The sequence below is a fragment of the Enterobacter sp. BNK-16 genome (assembly GCF_048684955.1).
Classification (GTDB): Bacteria; Pseudomonadota; Gammaproteobacteria; order Enterobacterales; family Enterobacteriaceae; genus Enterobacter; species Enterobacter bugandensis.
The window spans coordinates 2859784-2877952 of the sequence record NZ_JBLQTQ010000001.1 but is presented as its reverse complement, the minus strand read 5'-3'; the positions used below and the strand labels follow the sequence as shown (position 1 = coordinate 2877952).

The 18169-nt window shown below is 52.8% G+C and carries 21 protein-coding genes; 12 read left to right on the top strand and 9 right to left on the bottom strand.

All coding sequences use genetic code 11. The features are described from left to right. The first annotated feature begins 58 nt into the window (after nt 1–58). The 4 genes from solA to ACMGGH_RS13735 all read left to right on the top strand — a co-directional run bounded on the left by solA (nt 59) and on the right by ACMGGH_RS13735 (nt 2716). The gene (solA, locus tag ACMGGH_RS13750) at nt 59–1177 is read left to right on the top strand and encodes an N-methyl-L-tryptophan oxidase (protein WP_232948079.1); all 1119 of its coding nucleotides are present in this window, start codon (nt 59–61) and stop codon (nt 1175–1177) included. 60 nt (nt 1178–1237) lie between these two features. Continuing rightward, nucleotides 1238–1351, top strand: coding sequence for a YceO family protein (locus ACMGGH_RS13745; protein ID WP_032644857.1), 114 nt, complete (start codon nt 1238–1240; stop codon nt 1349–1351). A 218-nt stretch (nt 1352–1569) separates the two neighbouring features. Then, nucleotides 1570–2136, top strand: a complete 567-nt coding sequence (locus ACMGGH_RS13740) for a cytochrome b (RefSeq protein WP_028012692.1) — start codon at nt 1570–1572, stop codon at nt 2134–2136. 1 nt (nt 2137) lies between these two features. After that, nucleotides 2138–2716, top strand: a complete 579-nt coding sequence (locus ACMGGH_RS13735) for a YceI family protein (protein ID WP_028012691.1) — start codon at nt 2138–2140, stop codon at nt 2714–2716. Nucleotides 2717–2757: 41 nt separating this feature from the next. On the opposite strand, the gene ACMGGH_RS13730 is transcribed toward ACMGGH_RS13735, so the two are convergent. Beyond that, on the bottom strand, nt 2758–3807 hold the full coding sequence (locus ACMGGH_RS13730; RefSeq protein WP_028012690.1) for a rhodanese-related sulfurtransferase: 1050 nt from the start codon (nt 3805–3807) through the stop codon (nt 2758–2760). Between the two features lie 221 nt (nt 3808–4028). Between ACMGGH_RS13730 and ACMGGH_RS13725 the strand changes: the two genes are divergently transcribed. From ACMGGH_RS13725 to ACMGGH_RS13715, 3 genes are all read left to right on the top strand, one after another. Further along, nucleotides 4029–4955, top strand: a complete 927-nt coding sequence (locus tag ACMGGH_RS13725; protein WP_028012689.1) for a Kdo(2)-lipid IV(A) acyltransferase — start codon at nt 4029–4031, stop codon at nt 4953–4955. 140 nt (nt 4956–5095) lie between these two features. Next, nucleotides 5096–6313: a multidrug efflux MFS transporter MdtG gene (gene mdtG / locus ACMGGH_RS13720; RefSeq protein WP_232948078.1), complete on the top strand. Its 1218-nt coding sequence runs from the start codon at nt 5096–5098 to the stop codon at nt 6311–6313. Between the two features lie 97 nt (nt 6314–6410). Continuing rightward, entirely contained in the window at nt 6411–6785 is a 375-nt protein-coding gene (locus tag ACMGGH_RS13715) for a MysB family protein (RefSeq protein WP_028012687.1), read from the top strand. A gap of 6 nt (nt 6786–6791) precedes the next feature. On the opposite strand, the gene ACMGGH_RS13710 is transcribed toward ACMGGH_RS13715, so the two are convergent. The 3 genes from ACMGGH_RS13710 to mdoG all read right to left on the bottom strand — a co-directional run bounded on the left by ACMGGH_RS13710 (nt 6792) and on the right by mdoG (nt 11178). After that, on the bottom strand, nt 6792–7019 hold the full coding sequence (locus tag ACMGGH_RS13710) for a YceK/YidQ family lipoprotein (protein WP_013097162.1): 228 nt from the start codon (nt 7017–7019) through the stop codon (nt 6792–6794). Nucleotides 7020–7103: 84 nt separating this feature from the next. Further along, complete coding sequence (mdoH, locus tag ACMGGH_RS13705; protein ID WP_041910533.1) at nt 7104–9632, bottom strand: glucans biosynthesis glucosyltransferase MdoH; 2529 nt, start codon at nt 9630–9632, stop codon at nt 7104–7106. Then, a complete protein-coding gene (gene mdoG / locus ACMGGH_RS13700; RefSeq protein WP_232948077.1) occupies nt 9625–11178 on the bottom strand; it encodes a glucans biosynthesis protein MdoG in 1554 nt (517 codons plus the stop codon). The genes mdoH and mdoG overlap by 8 nt, the downstream gene beginning before the upstream one ends. Nucleotides 11179–11432: 254 nt before the next feature. Here mdoG and mdoC point away from each other — a divergent pair, with 254 nt between their 5' ends. Then, on the top strand, nt 11433–12572 hold the full coding sequence (gene mdoC / locus ACMGGH_RS13695) for a glucans biosynthesis protein MdoC (protein ID WP_028012684.1): 1140 nt from the start codon (nt 11433–11435) through the stop codon (nt 12570–12572). Between the two features lie 35 nt (nt 12573–12607). Here mdoC and ymdB read toward each other — a convergent pair whose 3' ends face one another. From ymdB to csgB, 5 genes are all read right to left on the bottom strand, one after another. Further along, nucleotides 12608–13150: an O-acetyl-ADP-ribose deacetylase gene (gene ymdB, locus ACMGGH_RS13690; RefSeq protein ID WP_028012683.1), complete on the bottom strand. Its 543-nt coding sequence runs from the start codon at nt 13148–13150 to the stop codon at nt 12608–12610. A gap of 103 nt (nt 13151–13253) precedes the next feature. Continuing rightward, complete coding sequence (locus ACMGGH_RS13685) at nt 13254–13574, bottom strand: type 1 fimbrial protein (RefSeq protein ID WP_232948076.1); 321 nt, start codon at nt 13572–13574, stop codon at nt 13254–13256. Between the two features lie 150 nt (nt 13575–13724). After that, nucleotides 13725–14057: a curli assembly chaperone CsgC gene (gene csgC, locus ACMGGH_RS13680; protein WP_041910536.1), complete on the bottom strand. Its 333-nt coding sequence runs from the start codon at nt 14055–14057 to the stop codon at nt 13725–13727. A gap of 61 nt (nt 14058–14118) precedes the next feature. Next, nucleotides 14119–14571 (bottom strand): curli major subunit CsgA, encoded by a 453-nt coding sequence (gene csgA / locus ACMGGH_RS13675; protein ID WP_047368274.1) that lies wholly within the window; start codon nt 14569–14571, stop codon nt 14119–14121. Nucleotides 14572–14612: 41 nt separating this feature from the next. Continuing rightward, entirely contained in the window at nt 14613–15068 is a 456-nt protein-coding gene (csgB, locus tag ACMGGH_RS13670; RefSeq protein WP_028012679.1) for a curli minor subunit CsgB, read from the bottom strand. 755 nt (nt 15069–15823) lie between these two features. Here csgB and csgD point away from each other — a divergent pair. From csgD to csgG, 4 genes are read left to right on the top strand one after another with little or no spacing between them, the layout of a single operon-like run. Continuing rightward, nucleotides 15824–16474 (top strand): biofilm master transcriptional regulator CsgD, encoded by a 651-nt coding sequence (csgD, locus tag ACMGGH_RS13665; protein ID WP_028012677.1) that lies wholly within the window; start codon nt 15824–15826, stop codon nt 16472–16474. A gap of 4 nt (nt 16475–16478) precedes the next feature. Beyond that, nucleotides 16479–16868 (top strand): curli production assembly/transport protein CsgE, encoded by a 390-nt coding sequence (gene csgE / locus ACMGGH_RS13660; RefSeq protein ID WP_028012676.1) that lies wholly within the window; start codon nt 16479–16481, stop codon nt 16866–16868. A gap of 23 nt (nt 16869–16891) precedes the next feature. Then, nucleotides 16892–17305 (top strand): curli production assembly/transport protein CsgF, encoded by a 414-nt coding sequence (gene csgF / locus ACMGGH_RS13655; RefSeq protein WP_028012675.1) that lies wholly within the window; start codon nt 16892–16894, stop codon nt 17303–17305. 26 nt (nt 17306–17331) lie between these two features. Next, nucleotides 17332–18165 carry a curli production assembly/transport protein CsgG gene (csgG, locus tag ACMGGH_RS13650; RefSeq protein WP_028012674.1) on the top strand — a complete coding sequence of 278 codons (834 nt, stop codon included), beginning with the start codon at nt 17332–17334 and terminating at the stop codon, nt 18163–18165. Nucleotides 18166–18169: the final 4 nt, after the last annotated feature.

Genomic DNA, 18169 nt, shown 5'->3' with positions numbered 1-18169 from the left:
TGTTTACGCCCGCGTTGTTAATTACTCTGCTAACAAACCGTAAGTTTACGAGATGCATATGAGATACGACTTAATCATTATTGGTAGCGGCTCCGTTGGATCGGCCGCCGGTTATTACGCAACGCAGGCAGGGCTAAACGTCCTGATGATTGACGCCCACCTGCCGCCGCATAGCGAAGGTAGCCATCATGGCGACACCCGTCTCATTCGCCATGCCTATGGCGAGGGGGAGCGCTACGTTCCGCTGGTGCTTCGCGCCCAGACGCTGTGGGACGAGCTGGCGAAACAGACTGAAGAGCGCATTTTCGAACGCACGGGGATCATCAACCTCGGTCCGGCCCGTTCAGACTTTCTCGCCAACGTCGAACGCAGCGCGAAAGCCTTTAATCTTGACGTAGAGAAGCTGGACGCGGCGGCCATTACCTCGCGCTGGCCTGAAATTACCGTCCCGGAGGATTATATCGGCCTCTTTGAAGCCAACTCCGGTGTGCTGCACTGTGAAACGGCGATCAAAACCTGGGTCGATCTTGCCTCCAAAGCGGGCTGTGCGCAGCTGTTCAATTGCCCCGTAGAGGCCATCACGCATGATGCAAACGGCGTTACGGTGAAAACCGTAGACGGGGAATATTCGGCTTCCCGCCTGCTTATTAGCGCAGGAACCTGGGTTACCCGCCTGCTCCCGGACCTGCCGATCCAGCCGGTACGCAAGGTCTTCTCCTGGTTCCAGTCGGACGGGCGTTACAGCGCGCAAAATAAATTCCCGGCGTTTACCGGCGAGTTACCCAACGGCGATCAGTTCTACGGTTTCCCTTCCGAGAAGGACGCTCTCAAGATTGGAAAACACAACGGCGGGCAGGTCATCTCCTCACCTGAGGAGCGCAAGCCGTTTGGCGCCTGCCCGCAGGACGGCTCAGAAGCCTTCTCGTTCCTGCGCAATATTCTCCCGGGCGTCGGTGGCCTGCTTTATGGCGCAGCCTGCACCTATGACAACACGCCGGATGAAGACTTTATCATTGATACGCTGCCGGGACATGACAACACCCTGCTGATTACCGGGCTGAGTGGCCACGGCTTTAAGTTCGCTTCGGTGTTGGGTGAAATCGCCGCGCAGTTTGCCCAGGGTATCACGCCGCAGTTTGATCTGACGCCGTTCTCACTCTCGCGTTTTAACGGATAATCGGCCACGGGCTCCGGCGGTATCGGGGCCCGTTTTCTTCGTACTCAATTGTGGGGCGTTATGCGCAGGATAGTGGATTTCCTCATCAATAACATTCGCGAACACTTTATGCTCTATATCTTATTGTGGGCGCTGCTCGCTATCGTTGATGTTATATACATTGTGTTTTATTGAAAGTGACAATTGACGTTAACTGACGTTACTTTATGTTTATTTAAGATTTTTTCTTCTGCTAAATACGTCTTGCACGAAGCCATTGAATTAATCTCGCCGTTTCTTTTCAAAATCGCTGAAATAAATAAAATAAAAATCAATAGTCAATTATTTCAGTTGCAATATCGCGTCTTCCCGTTCATTTTTACCTTTCGGTTAATTTGAAAATGGACATTCTGATGCAATTGCGTAACTCCTCCCGGCGCTACGGAATAATATCCATAAGTTTGCACTGGATATTTGCCATTGCCGTCTACGGTATGTTCGGACTTGGACTCTGGATGGTCACGCTCAGCTATTACGATGGCTGGTATCATCAGGCACCCGAGCTGCATAAAAGCATCGGGGTTCTGCTGATGCTGGGGCTGGTATTTCGCGCCATCTGGCGACATATTTCCCCACCGCCCGCGCCACTAAAGACATATGGAAAAATAACCCGCGTCAGCGCCGTTGCCGCGCATATTGCGCTCTACGCGCTGCTCTTCGCCATTCTGATCAGCGGCTATCTCATTTCAACGGCAGACGGCAAACCGATTAGCGTTTTTGGCCTGTTCGAGGTTCCGGCAACGCTCAGCGATGCCGGGGCTCAGGCCGATACGGCAGGCGTCGTTCACCTCTGGCTTGCCTGGAGCGTGGTGATCCTGTCCGTACTGCACGGGCTCGCCGCCCTTAAACACCATTTTATTGATAAAGACGATACGCTTAAGCGCATGCTTGGCCGCTCGTCAGTTGACTCTGGAGCATAAAATGAAAAAACACCTGCTGGGTATTGCCCTCGGTTCTCTGTTATTCACCACCGGTTCTGCCGTAGCGGCTGACTATAAAATTGATAAAGAGGGCCAGCACGCTTTCGTCAATTTCCGCATTCAGCACCTGGGATACAGCTGGCTGTACGGCACCTTTAAAGATTTCGACGGCACATTTACTTTTGACGAGAAAAATCCTGCGGCAGATAAAGTCAATGTGACCATTAATACGAACAGCGTCGACACGAACCATGCTGAGCGCGATAAACACCTGCGCAGCGCAGAGTTCCTCAACGTCACAAAATTCCCACAGGCCACCTTCACCTCCACGGAAGTTAAGAAAGACGGTGATAAATTGGCTATTACCGGGAATCTGACGCTGAATGGCGTAACTAAACCCGTGACTCTGGATGCGAAATTGATCGGTCAGGGCGACGATCCGTGGGGCGGAAAACGCGCAGGTTTTGAAGCGGCGGGTAAAATTCACCTGAAAGATTTTAATATCACAACGGATTTAGGCCCGGCGTCGCAGGACGTTGAGCTGGTTATTTCCGTTGAAGGTGTGCAGCAGAAGTCGTAATAGATTCGCCCGGCAGGCTTTCGCCGTGCCGGGCGTTATTATCATTCCGGGTCAGGAATACCCAGTTTGGTATTCAGACGGCCGCGTGATTTATTAAAAATCTTATTACCGTTTTCACGCCCCGCGCGACGACGACGCTGCTCTTCTTCCGGCAGGACGCTCTCTTCGCTGCACAGCTCGCTACAGCAGCCGTTAAACTTCTCGGCACAGGCCGGGCACTGAATAAACAGCAGATGACACCCGTCGTTTTTGCAGTTGGTGTGGGTATCGCACGGCGCGCCGCACTGGTGGCACTGGGCAATCACATCTTCAGAAATGCGCTCGCCCATGCGCTCGTCAAAGACGAAGTTTTTACCGATAAAGCGTACCGGTAAGCCCTGCTCACGGGCGCGGCGGGCGTACTCGATAATACCGCCTTCAATGTGCCAGACCTTGTTGAACCCATTGTGCTTCATCCACGCGCTGGCCTTCTCGCAGCGGATACCGCCGGTGCAGTACATAACGATTTTTTTATCCTTATGCTCCTGCATCATCTCCACCGCTTTAGGCAGTTGCTCGCGGAAGGTATCGGCCGGAATCTCCATCGCGTTTTCGAAATGCCCCACTTCGTACTCGTAGTGGTTACGCATATCAATGAACACGGCATCCGGATCGTCCAGCATCGCATTCACTTCCGCGGCCTTCAGATATTCGCCGACGTCCGCCGGGTTAAACTCAGGATCGTCAATACCGTCCGCCACGATGCGTTCACGCACCTTCATGCGCAGCACCCAGAACGATTTTCCATCGTCATCCAGGGCAATGTTCAGGCGTAAGCCGTTGAGGGCCGGATCGAAGCTATAAAGCGCGTCGCGGAACGCATTCACTTTGCTTTCCGGCACGCTAATCTGCGCGTTAATGCCTTCGCGGGCAAGGTAGACGCGCCCGAAAACGTTCAGCGCCGTGAAGGCCTGATAAAGCGCATCGCGGGTCGCCTGCGGATCGTCGATGGTGAAGTATTTGTAGAAGGAGATGGTTGTGCGCGGTTCGGTTTCAGCCAACATGCGCGCCTTTAACATCTCATTCGAAACGCGGTTGTGTAACACTGGCATGGTGTACAAGTCCTGCAATCGTCAGAGAGAATCAAAATCGGTCGGCATCATATAGCAAACAAAACCAATTTACATCCACACAATTTACGCTACATTTCACACACCCTGATGAATCAGGCTTAACAATCGCCGTCGTCGTGCAGGTTTCGACGGCAGATATTTTGGCTACGTCTCAAAAAATGCGACAATAGCGAAACAGGACGTTTGAACACAGGAAAGACATGACCCAGTTACCAAAATTTACCGTCGCCCTTTTGCACCCCCGCTATTGGATGACCTGGCTTGGCATTGGCTTTTTATGGCTACTGGTACAGCTTCCCTACCCTGTTATCTTCCGGTTAGGTACATCATTAGGCCGACTCGCGCAAACGCTTATGAAGCGCCGCGCCCGCATCGCGTATCGTAACCTTGAGCTGTGCTTTCCGCAGATGAGCGAGGCAGAGCGCCATGATATGGTCTCGAAGAATTTCGAATCCGTCGGCATGGGTCTCATGGAGACCGGCATGGCGTGGTTCTGGTCGGACAAACGTATGGCCCGCTGGAGCAAGGTTACAGGCACCGGCATGGAGCCGGTGCATACGCTTCAGGCCAATCAGACCGGCGTGTTGCTGATCGGCGTCCATTTCCTGACGCTCGAAATCGGGGCGCGTATGTTTGGCATGCAGGCGCCCGGCATCGGGGTTTACCGTCCTAACGACAACCCGGTTATCGATCTCATCCAGACCAACGGCCGCATGCGCTCCAACAAAAGCATGATCGACCGTAAGGATCTGAAGGGCATGATCCGCGCGCTGAAGTCCGGTGAAGTGGTCTGGTATGCCCCCGATCACGACTATGGCCCCCAGGCCAGCGTCTTTGTCCCCTTCTTCGCCGTTGATGAGGCCGCCACCACGACCGGCACCTGGATGCTGGCGCGGATGTCCAAAGCCGCCATCGTTCCCTTTGTTCCCCGCCGTATGCCGGATGGCTCAGGCTACGAGCTGATGATGCTTGAGCCGGAACTCGCGCCACCGCTGGAAGATGCGGAAACTACCGCGCGCTGGATGAACGGCGTTGTGGAGAAGTGCATCATGCTGGCACCCGAGCAGTACATGTGGCTGCATCGACGCTTTAAAACGCGGCCAGAAGGCACGCCTTCCCGCTATTGATCCTCATGCGGCCCTCAGGGCCGCATGCTATTTTAGCTTTAAAAGCTCCCCCTCATTGCGGCAATCATAACCCAGGCGCATAATTAGCAGGCTTATTACTTCATGCCTCAGGTGCTCTGCACCTCACTATGCGGATTGTTATGACACCCTCAGATGCCCCCATAAACTGGAAGCGTAACCTCACGGTTGCGTGGCTTGGCTGTTTTCTTACCGGCGCGGCGTTTAGCCTGGTCATGCCTTTCCTGCCGCTCTACGTCGAACAGCTGGGCGTGACGGGCCATAGCGCACTCAACATGTGGTCTGGCCTGGTATTCAGCATCACGTTTCTCTTTTCCGCCATTGCCTCGCCCTTCTGGGGCGGCCTTGCCGACCGCAAGGGACGTAAAATCATGCTCCTGCGTTCGGCGCTGGGGATGGCGATTATCATGGCGCTGATGGGCGTGGCGCAGAACGTCTGGCAGTTCCTGATATTGCGCGCATTGCTGGGCTTATTGGGCGGATTTATTCCCAACGCGAACGCCCTGATCGCCACGCAAATTCCTCGCCATAAGAGCGGCTGGGCGCTTGGCACGCTCTCAACCGGTGGCGTGAGCGGCGCCCTGCTTGGGCCGCTGGCTGGGGGATTACTGGCGGATAACTACGGCCTGCGCCCGGTCTTTTTCATCACCGCCAGCGTGTTGTTCCTGTGCTTTATCGTCACCCTGGTCTGCATCCGTGAAAAATTTACGCCCGTCGCCAAAAAAGAGATGCTTCACGCCAGAGACGTGCTGACCTCGCTTAAAAATCCCAGACTGGTGCTGAGCCTGTTCGTAACGACATTGATCATTCAGGTGGCAACCGGATCGATCGCTCCTATTCTCACCCTATACGTTCGCGACCTGGCGGGTAACGTCAGCAATATTGCGTTTATCAGCGGACTGATTGCCTCTGTGCCCGGCGTGGCGGCGCTGGTTAGCGCACCGAGACTGGGGAAATTGGGTGACCGGGTCGGCCCGGAAAAGATCCTGATCTGCGCACTGATCATTTCCGTCCTGCTGCTTATCCCCATGTCGATAGTGCACTCTCCGTGGCAGCTGGGCGTGCTTCGCTTTTTGCTGGGCGCCGCCGACGGGGCGTTGCTGCCCGCCGTACAGACCCTGCTGGTCTACAACTCCACGAATCAGATTGCCGGGCGTATCTTTAGCTATAACCAGTCGTTTCGCGATATCGGTAACGTCACCGGGCCGCTTCTCGGGGCGGGTATTTCCGCCAGCTTCGGTTTTCGCGCCGTCTTTATCGTGACGGCAGGCGTGGTGCTGTTCAACGCGATTTACTCGTGGTTCAGTTTATCCCGCGCGTTACGGCCGGTGACGGAATAAGAAGAACGCCTGACGGCTTATTTTCGCATTCATACTTGCAGAATCTGATATTCAGCTATTCTTTCCCTGAAACCTTCTGGAAAACAGGGAGACACCAATGACCATGTACGCCACGCTGGAAGAAGCTATTGATGCCGCTCGTGAAGAGTTCCTTGCCGATAATCCCGGCGTTGAGGAAGAAGATGCTGACGTGCAACAACTTAATATCCAAAAATATGTTCTGCAGGATGGGGATATTATGTGGCAGGCCGAATTCTTTGCCGATGAAGGCGAAGAAGGAGAATGTTTGCCGGTCCTGAGCGGTGCAGGTGCGCAGGCCGTGTTTGATGGCGACTATGATGAAATCGAGTTACGCCAGGAATGGCTGGAGGAGAATACGCTGCACGAGTGGGATGAGGGCGAATTTCAGCTCGAGCCACCGCTGGATACGGAAGAAGGTCAAACCGCAGCCGATGAATGGGACGAGCGTTAATTTACGCTACTCGTACGGGCCGTGGCTGGCATCGATGGGCAGCAACAGCGTGTCGAAAATCAGCGAGAACGGCAGATCGAGCACCGTCAGGTAGCGCCATGCGGAATCACGGACATCCCATTTTACGCCCGGGTAGTACTGGTTGCCATGGCCCTGACCTGGAATAGTGCGGCTGATGATGCTGCCGCAGCCGCTCAGCAGGCATGCCATCATGACGACGATGATTATTTTCATCAGTAACCTCTAAAAAAATACCGGCCTCACAGCCGGTATTTTATCTGGCGGGTGGCGCTTTGCTTACCCGCCTTGCTTAACCGCTTACTTCGCCTTCAGCGCCAGCGGGTTCAGCTTCAGCTCTTTGTAGTAGTTCACCCACGAAGAGTACTTCTCCGGAGCGGACCATACGCGATAGTGAAGTCTTGCCATCGTGACCGGATCGCTCAGCAGCACCAGACGACGGTCGCGATTGAGTTTTTCCGGAGTCTCATTAAGCGCCTGCTCAACGTGACGATCGCGGGCAATCTCCAGCACCTGGCTTGCGCGGTGGCGCGCGGTGGCCATTGCCGTCGCCAGAGCGTTGAATGACGGATTAAACACGGCGTGCATAAAGCCATCGTCCAGCGTGCGGTTACGGTTCTGCTCCAGATAGGTATCGGTATCCACCAGCACCTGCGGCGGGGAATACTCTTCCGGGATCAGGAACAGTTTCCAGCGTTTGGTACGCAGCCCTACCGTTGAACGGCTGGAGATCACGGACACAAACGGCGACAGGATCAGCGAGAAGACAATCGGCGCCAGCCAGAACAGGAAGCGCAGATCCAGCCAGGCCATTCCGGCCGCCCACACCAGGCCCAGCAGCAGCTGAGAGCCGTGGCGCATGAAGGCTTCACTCCACGGCGTGGAGTCGTCATCACGCTGCGGTGAGTTCCAGACCACTTCCCAGCCCAGGAAGGCACTGACCACAAACACGGTGTGGAACAGCATACGCACCGGCGCCAGCAGCACGGAGAACAGCACTTCCAGCAGCAGCGAAAGGGTGACGCGGAAGAATCCGCCGTACTCTTTCGAGCCTTTGCACCAGATCAGGATGATACTGAGCAGCTTAGGCAGGAACAGCAGCACCATGGTGGAAGCAAAGAGCGCAATCGCCAGCTCCGGACGCCACTGCGGCCACACCGGGAACAGCTGGCGCGGTTGCAGGAAGTATTGCGGCTCCGTCAGGGCATGGACGACCTGCAGCGCAGTGGAGAGCGCGAGGAACATAAACCACAGCGGTGCGGAGAGATAAGACATTACGCCCGTCAGGAACACCGCACGGTGAACCGGGTGCATCCCTTTTACGAGGAACAGGCGGAAGTTCATCAGGTTACCGTGACACCAGCGGCGGTCGCGCTTGAGCTCGTCCAGCAGGTTCGGCGGCAGCTCTTCGTACGATCCCGGCAGGTCGTAGGCAATCCAGACGCCCCATCCAGCACGACGCATCAGCGCCGCTTCCACGAAGTCATGCGACAGAATCGAACCGGCAAACGAACCCTCGCCCGGCAGCGGCGCCAGCGCACAGTGTTCGATGAACGGCTTCACGCGGATAATGGCGTTGTGGCCCCAGTAGTGCGACTCACCCAACTGCCAGAAGTGCAGACCGGCGGTAAACAGCGGGCCGTAAACACGGGTGGCGAACTGCTGGCAGCGCGCGTACAGGGTGTCCATGCCGGATGCTTTTGGCGAAGACTGAATGATCCCCGCGTTCGGGTTGGCTTCCATCAGACGCACCAGACCGCTCAGGCAGTCACCGCTCATGACGGAGTCAGCATCCAGCACGACCATGTAGCTATACTGGTTACCCCAGCGGCGGCAGAAGTCATCGATGTTGCCGCTTTTACGCTTCACGCGACGGCGGCGGCGGCGGTAGAAGATCTGCCCTTCGCCCTGCACTTCTGCAATCAGCTCCATCCAGGCTTTTTGCTCTGCAACGCAGATATCCGGGTTGTAACTGTCACTCAGGATGTAAACGTCGAAATGCGCCGCATTACCGGTTGCCTTTACGGACTCCCAGGTTGCACGCAGCCCCGCAAATACGCGGTCAACGTCTTCGTTACAGATAGGCATAATCAGCGCGGTACGGTGCTCGGGATTGAGGGGTTCATCCCCGACCGTTGACGCCGAAATGCTGTACTTGTCCCGTCCCATCAGCAGCTGCAGGAAGCCCATCAGCGCGGTCCAGAAACCGGCAGATACCCAGCAGAAGAGGACCGCGAACAGCAGGAGAATGCCGCTCTGCAGGATATACGGCAGCAGCTGCATGAAGGAGACCCAGAGATCCTGGCCCATCATGTCCGTCGGATTGATAAACGCCCAGCCCTGGTAAGGCAGAATGGTTTTCATATACCAGGTCGCGACAACCGTCTGCGCCAGCGTCAGAAGCAGCAGGATATAACGGCGAATTGTCCCCACGGTACGCCATTTCTGTTCGGAGGCCTGCTCTTCTTTCGTCAGGCGCGACAGATAGCGCGGCGTGACGTCACGCCCGCGCAGGCGATCCCAGAAGCGGCCAACCGGGTTGGTGCGCCATGGATCGGGGAACATTGAGGAACGCGTCGCTTTCGGCATCGCCTGAAGCTGATCGCGTCCTTCGTCGTCTTTAATCAACTGCCCTTCTGCCAGCGAGTCCGGCCAGGCCTGCTCCAGACGCGCCTTGACTGACCCCAGCGGCGTATCATCATCACGGGAAAACTGACGATGTTCGCCATCCAGCGCGGTATGAACCGCGCGGATGTCGCTCTTAGGCAGCGCCGCTTTTTCGATATCCGTCAGCGGCATGGCATCAATATATTCAGATGTATTATTCATTGGCAGGTAGCTGGTAGCTCCAGGTTTCACTCAGCGGCTGATCTTCACTGACCAGCGCAGCACGCATTTCAGTGGTCTGTTTCGGATCTTTCACTTTCACGCGCAGGGTCAGACGCCAGCCTTTGGTTACCGGGTTGTAACGCACGGTGTTCTCTACGATTTCACCGTTGTCACCGATGCTGGCCTGGGCCGACACCGCAGTATCAGGAGACAGTTTCTTCATATCCTGGCCGGTAAAGTCCACAACAAACGCTACCGTACCGTCAGGCTGACGGATCAGGTTAGACTGCTTCACGTCACCCGTAGAGCGGCGAGTCTGCGTCACATACGCGTTATCCGGCGCATGCAGCTTATCTTCGTCGCGGCTGAAGGTAATGGTGTACTTGAAGTTCATCTCTTTACCGGCTTCCGGCAGCTGATCCGGCGTCCAGTATGCGACGATGTTGTCGTTGGTTTCGTCGTTGGTTGGGATTTCAACCAGCTCTACCTTGCCTTTACCCCAGTCGCCTTTCGGCGTAACCCAGGCGCTTGGACGCAGGTCATAGCGGTCGTCGAGATCTTCAAAGCGAGAGAACTGACGGCCACGTTGCAGCAGGCCAAAGCCCTGCGGGTTTTCCATCGCAAAGCTGCTGACCGCCAGATGTTTCGGGTTATTCAGCGGACGCCAGATCCACTCACCGTTACCGGCATGAATAGACAGACCGTTGGAGTCATGCAGTTCCGGGCGGAAGTTGGTTGCCGGTGACGGCTGGTTCGGCCCAAACAGGAACATACTGGTCAGCGGAGCGACGCCCAGTTTGCCCACTTTGTCACGCAAGTAAACCTTAGACTGCACGTCAACGACCGTGTCACGACCTGGCATAATCACAAAGCGATAGGCACCGGTTGCGCGTGGGGAATCCAGCAGCGCATAAATAGTCAGACGTTTGTCCGTTGGTTTTGGACGCTCAATCCAGAACTCGCGGAAACGCGGGAACTCTTCACCTGATGGCAGCGCGGTATCAATAGCCAGACCGCGCGCAGAAAGCCCGTACACCTGGCCCGCGCCAATCACGCGGAAGTAGCTGGCGCCAAGCATGCTAACGATTTCGTCGTTTTTATCTTTGCTGTTGATCGGGTAAAGCACCTTGAAGCCTGCGAAGCCCAGGTCTTTCACCGTATCTTTGTCGTGCTGCACATTGCCAAAATTGAAGTAATCCGGGCTGTACTTGATCTTACGTACCGCGGTCGCCGTCACTTCATTGATGGCAACAGGCGTGTCGAAGTACATACCCTGATGATAAAATTCAAGCTTGAACGGGGTTTTAACGTTGTTCCAGTACGCTTTATCGTGGTTGAACTGGATCTGCTGATAGTCCGCATACTTCATGTCGCGGAAAACGGAGGGCAGGTTACTTTTCGGCGTTTCGTAGCTCTTGCCTGCCATCGATTTTGCCTGTTTTGCGACATCGTCGATGTTAAAGGCCAGTGCCGATGAGGTATACAGTGATAACACCACCGCAACACCCAACCAACGCATTTTCATCATCTGTGGTTTATGTTTCATAATAAGTAAGCACTTCCCCCTTTGTGTGCTTATATCGATCCGATCCATTTTAATGGAAACTCAGGCAATCCGACAACATAATCACTGCTTTGTTCAGCTGCTGGCTCATGGATTAAGCAAATGAAAGAACCCGTTATTCACTTTGCGTGCTTATCCTGGAGACAGTGTGTCGGTCTTGGTGTAGGGTTGGCGTCGAATGTAACCATTATGAGCCTTAGGGATAAGGCGAAAAGTCTGAGAATGCGCAACGTTATATGAGCACAACACCGATACAACGGGAATATTTCCTCGACTCGATCCGGGCATGGCTGATGCTATTGGGGATCCCCTTTCATATTTCACTGATTTACTCCAGCCACACGTGGCATGTTAATAGCCAGATGCCCTCCTGGTGGCTGACGCTGTTTAATGACTTTATTCACGCCTTCCGCATGCAGGTGTTTTTTGTCATCTCCGGCTATTTCTCGTACATGCTTTTTTTACGCTATCCGCTTAAGCGCTGGTGGAAAGTGCGCGTGGAGCGCGTAGGTATTCCCATGTTAACCGCCATACCGCTGCTGACGCTGCCGCAGTTCATTATGCTGCAATACGTTAAAGGCAAGGCGGAGAACTGGCCGAATCTCTCGCTGTATGAAAAGTACAACACGCTGGTCTGGGAGCTGGTGTCTCACCTCTGGTTCCTGCTGGTTCTGGTGGTGCTGACCACGGTCAGTCTGGTGATTTTCAGCCGCCTGCGGCGTCATCTCAGCACGACAGCAGACTCTTTCTTCGCTAACGTCACGCTGGGCAAACTGTCGGTGCTCTTTTTACTGCTGGGGATCGCCTATGCCGCGGTGAGACGCACGCTGTTTATTGTCTATCCACCGATACTGAGCGACGGCCTGTTCAATTTTGTGGTGATGCAGTCGCTGTTCTACATTCCGTTCTTTTTAATTGGCGCGCTGGCCTTTATTCATCCGAGGCTTAAAGCGCTGTTTACCACCCCGTCACCGTGGTGCGCGGTGGGTGCGGCCATCGCGTTTGTGGCCTACCTGCTGAACCAGCGCTACGGGAGTGGCGACGCCTGGATGTATGAAACAGAAAGCGTGATCACCATGCTGTTGGGCTTGTGGATGGTGAACGTAGTGTTCGCGCTCGGCCACCGTTTGCTGAACTTTAAGTCCAGCCGCGTGACCTACTTCGTCAATGCCTCACTGTTTATCTATCTGGTGCACCACCCGTTGACGCTGTTCTTCGGGGCATACATCACGCCGCATATCGCATCCAACACGCTGGGCTTCTTTACCGGGCTGGTGTTTGTGGTGGGGATTGCCGTCGTACTCTACGAGATCCATCTGCGGATCCCTCTTCTGCGCTTCCTGTTTTCAGGAAAACCTCAGCCGAAAGCCGCCTGAGCAGCGCGGCGCACTCACGGTGCGCCGCCTTCGCTTCAGCTCTCCAGCTCTTGTCTGCGCTGAGTCAGAAGCCGCTGATAAAGATGCGTGGTGTCTTCATCGAAGCAGACAAAAATCACCTTCTCTGGCAGCGGTTTAAGCGACAAATAGCGGTAAACCGTTTCGACGGCGATGGTCGCCGCTGCCGCCTTAGGATATCCATACACGCCGGTGCTGATGGCCGGGAACGCCATCGTTTTATAGCCGTTGTCGGCGGCAAGCCGCAGACAGTTTCGGTATGCCTCCTCCAGAAGGCTCGCTTCATGCTGGTCTCCGCCGTGCCACACGGGCCCGACAGCATGAATCACCGCTTTGGCAGGAAGGTTGCCCGCCAGCGTAATCACCGCATGGCCCGGAGGGCATTCACCCTGTTGCTGACGCACGATTTTACAGGCTTCCAGTAACTGCGGTCCGGCAGCCCGGTGAATAGCGCCGTCTACGCCTCCTCCCCCCATCAGGGAAGGATTGGCTGCATTGACGATGACGTCGACATGAACTGTCGTAATATCGCCATGAATAACTTCAATTTGCGGTTTCATAAAGCCCCTCTGCTGCCCGCCTTTTTTATAAGTGTATCGCAGAGGGGTTATTGAGAAAAACGATAGGCATAAAACCGCGCCCACCGGCGGGCGCTCACGGGTATTAACGGTACTGGATCTGAACAACCGCGAGCGTTTTTTCAGGATTCAGGTACGTCATATTCACTGTCGCCAGGCCGGAAGCCGTCGCCTTGCCGTCCAGCGCGTCGCCGTAACTCACCATACGCGTTTGCATACGATTTTTTTCCGGACACGACACCGCCAGCTGCCGTTGCTGCTGGGTAACTTCGCAAGGGTCAGCAACGATTGCGCCGCGAAAGTGAATAACGCCGCCCTGCGCGAGCGTGGCCGAATAAGCTGGAGCGATAAATGCCGAAACAAGCAGGCCCAGACCTGAAAAAAGATGTGCAAAAGAGTGGGTCACGATATGTACTCCTCAATGAAAATCGTCCATGAGGGGCAAACGCGCTTCATTATGCAAACGAAGGCTGACGTTACGGAACCTAACAACGCAGTTCCTGATAACAGCTTAGTTCAACGGCAAATATTCACAATGCATTGATTTCATGAATATTTACAGCGCACCCCCGGCTGGCGACCACTGCTGTGATAAATGAAGCGCTTTTCCATCCGTGACGGTGACAACGATGTTGATCGTGTCTTCCGCAGAAATAGTTAAACTCAACCGCGTTAAATCAATCGGCTGATTAGCGGGAATAAAAAGGGTATTTTGCTGTCGCGAAGCACTTTGCCCACTCTGCCCTTCCTTCAAAGAGAGGATCTGAACCTGACAATCACACGGTTCCGTCAAAATGACCTGCGGAATAATGGTCGTCATATTTCCCTGCTGTGACGTTTGAAAGGTTATCTGCCCGGAAAGCGCGGCAAGGAGAATGAAGGTATTCATGAGGAACTCCCGAAAAAAAACAGGGCATCGGCCCTGTTTTTTTGTAGTACAGATTTCAGTATCAGTACTGATGCGCTGTCGCGTGGTTACCAAAGCCGATCTGGGTAACGTTGACGGTGGAGTTAGACGCCGTCTGGTCTACGAGCGCACCGTTAAGGCCGCCGTACTGGCTAACATTCATAACGGATTTTTTGCTGTTCCACTGATCGAGAGTCGCACTGTTGCCAAAGCCGTTCTGGGTCAGGTTGATTTTGCTGTCGTCAGAACCCTGACCGACATCAGCCCCGTTACCGCCACCGGTCTGGCTAATATTAAGAACGGAATTTCTGGCATCTGTCTGCAACGCCAGCGCGGAGTTACCGCCACCGTTCTGATAAATATTCAGGGTTGAATTTGGACCACTGTTTCCGCCATGACCGTGTCCATGACCCCATCCGCCCTGATTAATCATACCAGCCATAGCACTACCAGAAACGACGATTGCTGCAAGTGCTGCCACTTTGATAAATTTCATGGTAAACCCCCATCGGATTGATTAACGTCGTCGCGAAATAGCTAGCGCTGAATAACGCGAATTGCCATCTGCGACTGTTTCTGCACTACAACTGCGGTTTTCTGCGTACCGTACTGCGTAATATTTGCTCTATTACCCGACCCTTTCTGGATAATTTTCGCACTATTACCATATCCATCTTGCGTAATACCTGCATCGTTCCCGTTACCGCTCTGATCGATCCAGGCAATATTGTAAGTCCCTGATTGATCAACTCTCGCTCTGTTGCCTGCCCCATCCTGAGAAATGACGGACAAGAGTTTCGATCCTTCCTGGCGAAGCTGAGCGTCATTAAATACGCCCTGTTGACCAATAATGGCTGCCTGATTTAATGATGAATAACTTAATTCATTAACCGCAAAATTATATTCAGCGTTTGCCAAATCTGAATTCGCGGCGGTTACAAATCCAGGCGCACCCAGTAATGTAAACATCAAAAATAACGATGTGTTTTTCATGTTGTCACCCTGGACCCGGCTACCTGAAAACACCCTGATCGTATTTCGTATTAAACGACACGTTTTTGTTAACGCGTCGTTACGGTGAAGAGTATGTCCGCTGAAACATTTTAAATATCTCACCCGCGCGGCTTATTTTTATTTTTCAGGTCACCACAAAGTTGTAATTTGCACCATAAAAGGCATGACACAGGCCGTTTTTATTTTTTTATGAAATATTTATGCGCGACATGTTGTACAACGGCGAGAAAGCCGTCCATGCCCCTTCCCGCGTTGTTTAAGCGTAACGCCAGGATGACATTTTCTTCAGGGCGTGACACAAGGCGAGTTTTCTTAAGCCGGAAAAATCAGAACGGCATGACTTAGAAAGTATCAGTTACTCATACCTGGGCACAAACTAAATAAAATAATAAATACTTATAAATATTAACTAGTTAATTATATTTGTATGATTTTTAAAATCTATGCACCACTATTTCCATGTACAACTTTCATATCAAATAACAACATTCAAAATCTGCAATTTTCACAAATTAATATTGATTTTTACATTTTGTTACATGATTAACACTTGCTTTAAAATTCGTAAAAGCTAGATTGAAATTAGATGTACGAAATTGGTTTTATATTTACCTCCCTGTGGAGGTTATGTTCTGATTCTACACACAGCAGTGCAACATCTGTCAGTACTTCTGGTGCCCTCTTCTTTACAGAGAGGGCGGCTGTCAGGTGCCAAAAATAAGTGGGGTTTCATCATGTATAATGAAGTCCATAGTTTACATGGTCATACATTACTGTTGATCACAAAACCTTCTCTGCAAGCGACAGCTTTATTACAACATTTAAAGCAATCTCTATCACTGAACGGGAAATTGCATAATATTCAACGTTCTTTTGATGATATTGCGCCTGGCAGCATCATTCTGTTTGATATGATGGAAGCCGATAAAAAGCTTATCCATTACTGGCAAGATAACTTAAGCAGGAAAAACAATAATATCCGCGTGTTATTATTGAATACGCCTGATGAATATCCTTTCAGAGATATTGAAAGCTGGCCGCATATCAATGGCGTGTTCTACGTCACTGAAGAAGAAGTTCGGGTGGTAGATGGTCTGCAAGGCATATTGCGCGGCGAATGCTATTTCTCGCAAAAGCTGGCCAGCTACCTCATCACGCACTCCGGAAATTACCGCTATAACAGTTCGGAATCAGCGCTGCTCACCCACCGTGAGAAAGAGATCCTGAACAAATTACGCATTGGTGCTTCAAATATTGAAATCGCCCGTTCGTTATTTATCAGCGAAAATACGGTAAAGACGCACCTTTATAATCTTTTCAAGAAGATAGCTGTTAAAAACCGAACTCAGGCGGTTTCATGGGCAAACGATAACCTCAGGCGTTAATCACATGAAGCGCACGTTGAGTTGGATCGCCGCAGCGAGTCTCCTGCTCGCTGCAGGGAACCTGCAGGCCGTTGAGGTCGAAGTTCCCGGATTGTTAACTGACCACACTGTCTCATCGATCGGGCACAGTTTTTACCGGGCCTTCAGCGATAAATGGGACAGTCCCTACACGGGTAATTTAACAATCAACGAGCGGCCCAGTGCACGATGGGGAAGCTGGATAACCATAACGGCCAATCAGGACGTTATTTATCAAACGTTTTTATTCCCCTCGAAAACAGACTTCGAAAAAAACGTAGCCTTAGCACTGGCTCAAACTGAAGACGCTATTAATCGCCTGCAAATAGATAAAGCCCTATTAAGCACCAGCGATTTAGCAAAAGATGAGTTCTAGCGAACCGATATGCGGAGGCTGTCATGCGTATTGCATATGCAGTTGTTTCGATCATGCTTATTGCTCCCCTGAGCTGGGCTGGAAATATGACCTTCCAGTTCCGTAACCCTAACTTTGGCGGTAACCCCAACAACGGTGCCTTTCTGCTGAATCAAGCTCAGGCACAAAACTCCTATAAAGATCCGAGCTTTCAGGATTTTACCGTTGATACCCCTTCCGCACTGGATAACTTCACCCAGGCTATCCAGTCGCAGATTTTAGGGGGATTGCTGACCAACATTAATACCGGCAAACCCGGCCGAATGATGACCAACGACTTTATCGTCGACATCGCCAACAGGGACGGACAGCTCCAGTTGAATGTGACCGATCGTAAAACCGGAAAAACTTCCACCATAGAGGTTTCCGGCCTGCAAAATAATTCAACTGACTTTTAAACAATAGCTAAATAAGGACAACGACCATGCAGCGCTTCCTGATATTTGTTGCAGTGTGCTTATTGAGCGGTTGTTTAACTGCTCCGCCTAAAGAAGCTGCAAAACCCACATTAATGCCGCGGGCCCAAAGTTACCGTGATTTAACCCATTTGCCTTCACCTACGGGCAAGATATTTGTCTCGGTATACAACATTCAGGATGAAACCGGACAATTTAAGCCTTATCCGGCAAGTAACTTCTCCACCGCGGTGCCGCAAAGCGCCACCGCCATGCTGGTGACTGCACTTAAAGATTCGCACTGGTTTATTCCGCTGGAACGCCAGGGGCTTCAGAACCTGTTAAATGAACGAAAAATCATTCGTGCCGCGCAGGAGAATGGCACCGTTGCGGACAATAACCGGATGCCTCTGCAGTCTCTGGCCGCCGCAAACGTGATGATTGAAGGGTCGATTATCGGTTACGAGAGCAACGTGAAATCGGGTGGCGTGGGCGCGCGCTACTTCGGTATCGGCGCAGATACCCAGTACCAGCTCGACCAAATTGCGGTTAACCTGCGCGTCGTGAACGTCAGTACCGGTGAAGTGCTCTCTTCGGTCAACACCAGCAAAACGATATTGTCTTATGAAGTTCAGGCTGGGGTATTCCGCTTCATCGATTACCAGCGTCTGCTGGAGGGAGAAATTGGCTACACCTCTAACGAACCGGTCATGATGTGTCTGATGTCAGCCATTGAAACCGGCGTGATCTTCTTAATCAACGATGGTATCGATCGCGGGCTGTGGGATCTGCAAAACAAAGCGGACGTGCAGAACCCGATCCTGGTGAAATACCGTGATATGTCGGTGCCTCCGGAATCCTGACAGG

Bases quoted from the DNA above. Each gene is read 5' to 3' on its own strand.
- solA (WP_232948079.1), top strand. From the start codon at position 59: ATGAGATACGACTTAATCATTATTGGTAGCGGCTCCGTTGGATCGGCC.
- ACMGGH_RS13745 (WP_032644857.1), top strand. From the start codon at position 1,238: ATGCGCAGGATAGTGGATTTCCTCATCAATAACATTCGCGAACACTTT.
- ACMGGH_RS13740 (WP_028012692.1), top strand. From the start codon at position 1,570: ATGCAATTGCGTAACTCCTCCCGGCGCTACGGAATAATATCCATAAGT.
- ACMGGH_RS13735 (WP_028012691.1), top strand. From the start codon at position 2,138: ATGAAAAAACACCTGCTGGGTATTGCCCTCGGTTCTCTGTTATTCACC.
- ACMGGH_RS13730 (WP_028012690.1), bottom strand. From the start codon at position 3,807: ATGCCAGTGTTACACAACCGCGTTTCGAATGAGATGTTAAAGGCGCGC.
- ACMGGH_RS13725 (WP_028012689.1), top strand. From the start codon at position 4,029: ATGACCCAGTTACCAAAATTTACCGTCGCCCTTTTGCACCCCCGCTAT.
- mdtG (WP_232948078.1), top strand. From the start codon at position 5,096: ATGACACCCTCAGATGCCCCCATAAACTGGAAGCGTAACCTCACGGTT.
- ACMGGH_RS13715 (WP_028012687.1), top strand. From the start codon at position 6,411: ATGACCATGTACGCCACGCTGGAAGAAGCTATTGATGCCGCTCGTGAA.
- ACMGGH_RS13710 (WP_013097162.1), bottom strand. From the start codon at position 7,019: ATGAAAATAATCATCGTCGTCATGATGGCATGCCTGCTGAGCGGCTGC.
- mdoH (WP_041910533.1), bottom strand. From the start codon at position 9,632: ATGAATAATACATCTGAATATATTGATGCCATGCCGCTGACGGATATC.
- mdoG (WP_232948077.1), bottom strand. From the start codon at position 11,178: ATGAAACATAAACCACAGATGATGAAAATGCGTTGGTTGGGTGTTGCG.
- mdoC (WP_028012684.1), top strand. From the start codon at position 11,433: ATGAGCACAACACCGATACAACGGGAATATTTCCTCGACTCGATCCGG.
- ymdB (WP_028012683.1), bottom strand. From the start codon at position 13,150: ATGAAACCGCAAATTGAAGTTATTCATGGCGATATTACGACAGTTCAT.
- csgC (WP_041910536.1), bottom strand. From the start codon at position 14,057: ATGAATACCTTCATTCTCCTTGCCGCGCTTTCCGGGCAGATAACCTTT.
- csgA (WP_047368274.1), bottom strand. From the start codon at position 14,571: ATGAAATTTATCAAAGTGGCAGCACTTGCAGCAATCGTCGTTTCTGGT.
- csgB (WP_028012679.1), bottom strand. From the start codon at position 15,068: ATGAAAAACACATCGTTATTTTTGATGTTTACATTACTGGGTGCGCCT.
- csgD (WP_028012677.1), top strand. From the start codon at position 15,824: ATGTATAATGAAGTCCATAGTTTACATGGTCATACATTACTGTTGATC.
- csgE (WP_028012676.1), top strand. From the start codon at position 16,479: ATGAAGCGCACGTTGAGTTGGATCGCCGCAGCGAGTCTCCTGCTCGCT.
- csgF (WP_028012675.1), top strand. From the start codon at position 16,892: ATGCGTATTGCATATGCAGTTGTTTCGATCATGCTTATTGCTCCCCTG.
- csgG (WP_028012674.1), top strand. From the start codon at position 17,332: ATGCAGCGCTTCCTGATATTTGTTGCAGTGTGCTTATTGAGCGGTTGT.